This is a genomic window from Desulfocurvus sp. (assembly GCF_023230885.1).
Classification (GTDB): Bacteria; Desulfobacterota; Desulfovibrionia; order Desulfovibrionales; family Desulfovibrionaceae; genus Desulfocurvus.
The window spans coordinates 1-4658 of the sequence record NZ_JALNWM010000239.1 but is presented as its reverse complement, the minus strand read 5'-3'; the positions used below and the strand labels follow the sequence as shown (position 1 = coordinate 4658).

The window sequence follows — 4658 nt, the reverse complement described above, 5'->3', positions numbered from 1 at the left end:
CGCCGGGCGCGACGGCGCGCCCGCAAGGCGCGCGCCCTACTCCAGCCAGTCCACCCGGGGCGCGCGGCGCGGGGGCACGCGGCGATAGCGGAAGCGGGCCTTGCCCAGGATGATGGCCGCAAACACGCCGTGCCCGGGGGCGACGCCCAGGGCCTCGGCCAGGGGCGGATACTCGCGCGCGGCCTCCATGAGGAACCCGGCCCAGCAGGCGCCCAGGCCCCGGGCGTGGGCCGCCAGCTCCAGGTAGGCGGCGGCGGCGCAGCAGTCCTCGGCGGGATTCAGGCCGTCCAGGGGCGCGGTGGCCACGGCCACATGCGGCGCGCCGCGCAGCACGCGGTCCTCCCCGGCGGCCCAGTGGCGGCGCAGGCCGGGGAACAGCCCGCGCGCGGCCATGTGCTCCACCACCAGCCCGGCCAGGGCGCGGGTGCGCCCGGGGCTGAAGGACACGATCCAGCGCACGGGCTGGCGGTTGTGGGCGCTGGGGGCGTGGGCCGCCACGGCCAGCAGGTGTTCGAGGGTCGCGCGGTCCAGGGGTTCGGGCCGATAGGTGCGCACCGAGCGGCGCGAGGCCAGGAACAGCTCGGCCCGCGCGGGGTCGGGGCGCGCGCCGCCCGGCACGGGCGGGCAGTGCCCCGGGCCGACCTCGGGGGTCACGGGCATCTCGGGCAGGGTCAGGGCGCCCACGGGGCACACGGCCACGCAGTGCCCGCAACCGATGCACATCTTGCGCGCCGCGCGGCGCAGGGCCGGAAAGCCCTCGCCGTCGGGCACCACCACCTCGAAGGGGCACTCGGCAACACAGGCGCCGCAGCGCCTGCACAGGTCGATATCGCAGAACATGGCGGGCAGATACGCACCGGCGCCGGGCTTGGCAAGCCCCGGGGCCGAAAAGGCCGCCCCGCGCCCGGCCCGGCGGGCGCTCATTCGTCCGGGGCCGCGGCCGGAAAATGCTCGCGCAGTTCCACCCACTTGCCCTCGGCTTCCAGGTACACGAAGCTTTCGGTGGAGGTAACCCCGCCCACGGCGGCCAGGTCGTCCACCAAAAACCGGCGCAGGGCGCGCCGCGAGGAGACCGAGACCTCCGCCAGCAGGTCGTAGCGCCCGGTGACGTTGATCACCGACTGCACGCCGGACATGTCGGCGATGCGCCGGATGATGGTCTCGTTGGCCGGGTGGTCGAGGCAGATGCCGACCATCGCCGAGATCTGCGTCTCGAAAAACAGCGGGTTCACCGAGGCCGTCACGCGCAGGTACCCGGCGCGCATCATGCGCTCGGTACGCAGGCGCACCGTACCGTCCGACACCCCCAGCCGCTGGGCGATGCGCTTGTAGGACTCTCGCCCGTTCCTCTGCAATTCCGAGATGATGCCGTAGTCGGTGGCATCCAGGGTCAGGGTCTTGCCGTTCAACTCGCACCCTCCTTGGGGCTGGGGTCCTTCGCGGGCCGGGTGGCACCCTAGTATCGGGGCGGACCGGCGTCAATCGGGCGCCACGGCGCGCCGCCCGGGCCAAGGCCGCTCTTGTTGCGTTTTCCGCAATAACACGGGCAACAAATTCTTGACAACGAATTTTCAATGCCTGTAATTATCGATTCGCGAACGGAACCCTTGCCTGGAGAACCGCATGCCCAAGCCCCTGCTGGACGCCCTGGCCGAGCAGACCGAGGCCCTGCGCGACCAAGGCCTGTTCAAGACCGAACGGGTCATCACCTCGCCCCAACAGCCCGCCGTGACCCTGGCCGAAGGCCGCGAGGTCCTGAACTTCTGCGCCAACAACTACCTCGGGCTGGCCAACGACCCCCGGCTGGTGGCCGCGGCCAGGGCCGCCCTGGACCGCTACGGCTTCGGCATGTCCTCGGTGCGCTTCATCTGCGGCACCCAGGACGTGCACCGCGAGCTGGAACGGCGCATCTCCGAGTTCCTGGGCACCGAGGACACCATCCTCTACGGCTCGTGCTTCGACGCCAACGGCGGCCTGTTCGAGGCCCTGCTCGGGCCCGAGGACGCCGTGGTCAGCGACGCCCTGAACCACGCCTCCATCATCGACGGCATCCGGCTGTGCAAAGCCGCGCGCCTGCGCTACGCCAACAACGACATGGACGACCTGCGCGCCAGGCTGGCCCAGGCCCGGGCCCAGGGCGCCCGCCATGTGCTGGTGGCCACGGACGGCGTGTTCTCCATGGACGGCACCGTGGCCGACCTGGGCACCCTGTGCGACCTGGCCGAACAGGCCGGGGCCCTGACCGTGGTGGACGATTCCCACGGCGTGGGCGTGCTGGGCGCGGGCGGGCGCGGCACCCACGAGCACTGCGGGGTCATGGGCCGGGTGGACATCATCACCGGCACCCTGGGCAAGGCCCTGGGCGGGGCCTCGGGCGGCTACGTCTCGGGCCGGGCCGAGGTTGTCGGCTGGCTGCGCCAGCGCTCGCGGCCCTATCTCTTCTCCAACACCCTGGCCCCGGTCATCGCGGCCACGTCCCTGGCCGTGCTCGACATCCTGGCCGACTCTGCGGCGCTGCGCGCGTGGCTGCACGCCGCCACGACCCGCTTCCGCGCGGCCATGACCGGCGCCGGGTTCCGCGTGCTGCCCGGCGGGCATCCCATCGCCCCGGTGATGCTGGGCGACGCCGTGCTGGCCCAGCGCATGGCCGCGCGGCTGCTGGAGGAGGGCATCTATGTGGTGGGCTTCGCCTACCCCGTGGTGCCCCGCGACGCGGCGCGCATCCGCGTGCAACTGAGCGCCGCCCACACCGACGAGCACGTCGACCGGGCCGTGGACGCCTTCACCCGCGTGGGCCGCGAACTGGGCGTCGTCGCCTAGGGCCGGGAGGATTTCGCCATGCCGACCATGAAAGCCCTGGTCAAGGCCGAGGCCGCGCCCGGCATCTGGATGCGCGACGTGCCCGTGCCGGAGATCGGGCCCAACGACGTGCTGGTGCGCGTGCGCAAGACGGCCATCTGCGGCACCGACGTGCACATCTTCAACTGGGACCAGTGGGCCCGCAAGACCATCCCCGTGCCCATGGTCGTCGGCCACGAATTCATGGGCACGGTCCACGCCGTGGGCGCCGAGGTGCGCGGCGTGGCCCCGGGGGACCGCGTGTCCGCCGAGGGGCACGTCACCTGCGGGCACTGCCGCAACTGCCGCGCCGGGCGGCGCCACCTGTGCCGCAACGCCGTGGGCATCGGCGTGAACCGCCCGGGCTGCTTCGCCGAGCTGGTCTGCGTGCCCGCTGCCAACATCTTCCGCCTGCCCGACGGCGTCTCCGACGAGGCGGGCGCAATCCTCGACCCCCTGGGCAACGCCGTGCACACGGCCCTGTCCTTCGATCTCGTGGGCGAGGACGTGCTCATCACCGGGGCCGGGCCCATCGGGATCATGGCCGTGGCCGTCTGCCGCCATGTGGGCGCGCGCCATGTGGTCATCACCGACCTGAACCCCTACCGCCTCGACCTGGCGCGCACCCTGGGCGCAACCCGCGCCGTGGACGTGGCCCGCGAGGACCTGGGCGCGGTCATGACCGAGCTGGGCATGACCGAGGGCTTCGACGTGGGCCTGGAGATGAGCGGCAGCCCGGCGGCCTTCAAGGGCATGCTCGGGCTCATGAACCACGGCGGCAAGGTCGCGCTGCTGGGCATCCTGCCCGGCGAAACGGCCGTGGACTGGGACCAGGTGGTCTTCAAGGGCCTGCTGCTCAAGGGTATCTACGGCCGCGAGATGTTTGAGACCTGGTACAAGATGGCCACCATGCTCCAAAGCGGGCTGAACGTGGCCCCGGCCATCACCCACCGCTTCGCCGCCGACGAATTCGCAAAGGCTTTCGAGGTCATGCGCTCCGGGCAATCCGGAAAGGTGATCCTCGACTGGACGTAGGTTCGGTACGGTACGCAACTGACACCCGGCGGACGGTCCGCCGGAAGCCGACCTCCTCCTCCCCTCGAAGGGCCCCCGCGCGGTCGCAGCGCGGGGGCCCTTCCCTTTCCGCGTCGACCCGGCCCTGCGCGGGCACGCCGCGGCCCCGGTCGCAGGGCGGGGGCCTTCCCCCTTTTGCGCCTCGCCCGGGCCGCCCTGCCCTGCCCTACCCCGTCCGGCCCCGTCCGGTTCATGGATGCCCGCGCAGGCCGCCCGGGGGCGCGCCAGGGCGGCAACCGACTTTTTTCAGCAGTTAAACAAGCATGTTGGAGTGAAAATAAAAAACCCCCTCCGCGTCCCCCTCAAGGCCCGGATTCAAGGGTTCGGCCATCGCGCCGAATGGTCCGGCACAGGCCTCGGGGAACACCGTCGCAGCTCTCGCCCCGGCGCCTGGACGGCCAAAGCAAGGACGCACACCAACAATCAATGGAGGGAAGAACCATGTCGCTGATCATCAACCACAACCTGACCGCCATGACCGCCGCCCGCAACCTCGGCACGTCGTACCAGGCCCTTTCGGTCTCCACCCGCAAGCTCTCCTCGGGCCTGCGCATCAGCACCGCCGCCGACGATGCGGCGGGCCTGGCCATCCGCGAGCTCATGCGCTCGGACATCGCCTCCCTGAACCAGGGCGTGCGCAACGCCAACGACGCCATCTCGCTGATCCAGACCGCCGACGGCGCCCTGGGCGTCATCGACGAAAAGCTCATCCGCATGAAGGAGCTGGCCGAACAGGCGGCCACGGG

At 71.6% G+C, this 4658-nt stretch carries 4 protein-coding genes and 1 pseudogene; 3 read left to right on the top strand and 2 right to left on the bottom strand.

Going from position 1 to position 4658, the window contains the following annotated elements; genetic code table 11:
- Positions 1–36: 36 nt before the first annotated feature.
- Both M0P34_RS13870 and M0P34_RS13865 read right to left on the bottom strand, forming a co-directional pair.
- Complete coding sequence (locus tag M0P34_RS13870; protein ID WP_291500164.1) at positions 37–924, bottom strand: nitroreductase family protein; 888 nt, start codon at positions 922–924, stop codon at positions 37–39.
- Entirely contained in the window at positions 921–1409 is a 489-nt protein-coding gene (locus tag M0P34_RS13865) for an Lrp/AsnC family transcriptional regulator (protein WP_291500162.1), read from the bottom strand. Before M0P34_RS13865 ends, M0P34_RS13870 begins: the two co-directional genes overlap by 4 nt.
- Before the next feature lie 214 nt (positions 1410–1623).
- Here M0P34_RS13865 and kbl point away from each other — a divergent pair, with 214 nt between their 5' ends.
- The 3 genes and pseudogenes from kbl to M0P34_RS13850 all read left to right on the top strand — a co-directional run.
- Positions 1624–2820 carry a glycine C-acetyltransferase gene (gene kbl / locus M0P34_RS13860; RefSeq protein ID WP_291500160.1) on the top strand — a complete coding sequence of 399 codons (1197 nt, stop codon included), beginning with the start codon at positions 1624–1626 and terminating at the stop codon, positions 2818–2820.
- Between the two features lie 27 nt (positions 2821–2847).
- Complete coding sequence (gene tdh, locus M0P34_RS13855; RefSeq protein ID WP_366062757.1) at positions 2848–3873, top strand: L-threonine 3-dehydrogenase; 1026 nt, start codon at positions 2848–2850, stop codon at positions 3871–3873.
- 480 nt (positions 3874–4353) lie between these two features.
- Positions 4354–4658: pseudogene (locus M0P34_RS13850) on the top strand (flagellin); the annotation flags it as partial.

Coding starts and splice junctions, on each gene's coding strand:
- kbl (WP_291500160.1), top strand. CDS start 1,624: ATGCCCAAGCCCCTGCTGGACGCCCTGGCCGAGCAGACCGAGGCCCTG.
- tdh (WP_366062757.1), top strand. CDS start 2,848: ATGAAAGCCCTGGTCAAGGCCGAGGCCGCGCCCGGCATCTGGATGCGC.
- M0P34_RS13870 (WP_291500164.1), bottom strand. CDS start 924: ATGAGCGCCCGCCGGGCCGGGCGCGGGGCGGCCTTTTCGGCCCCGGGG.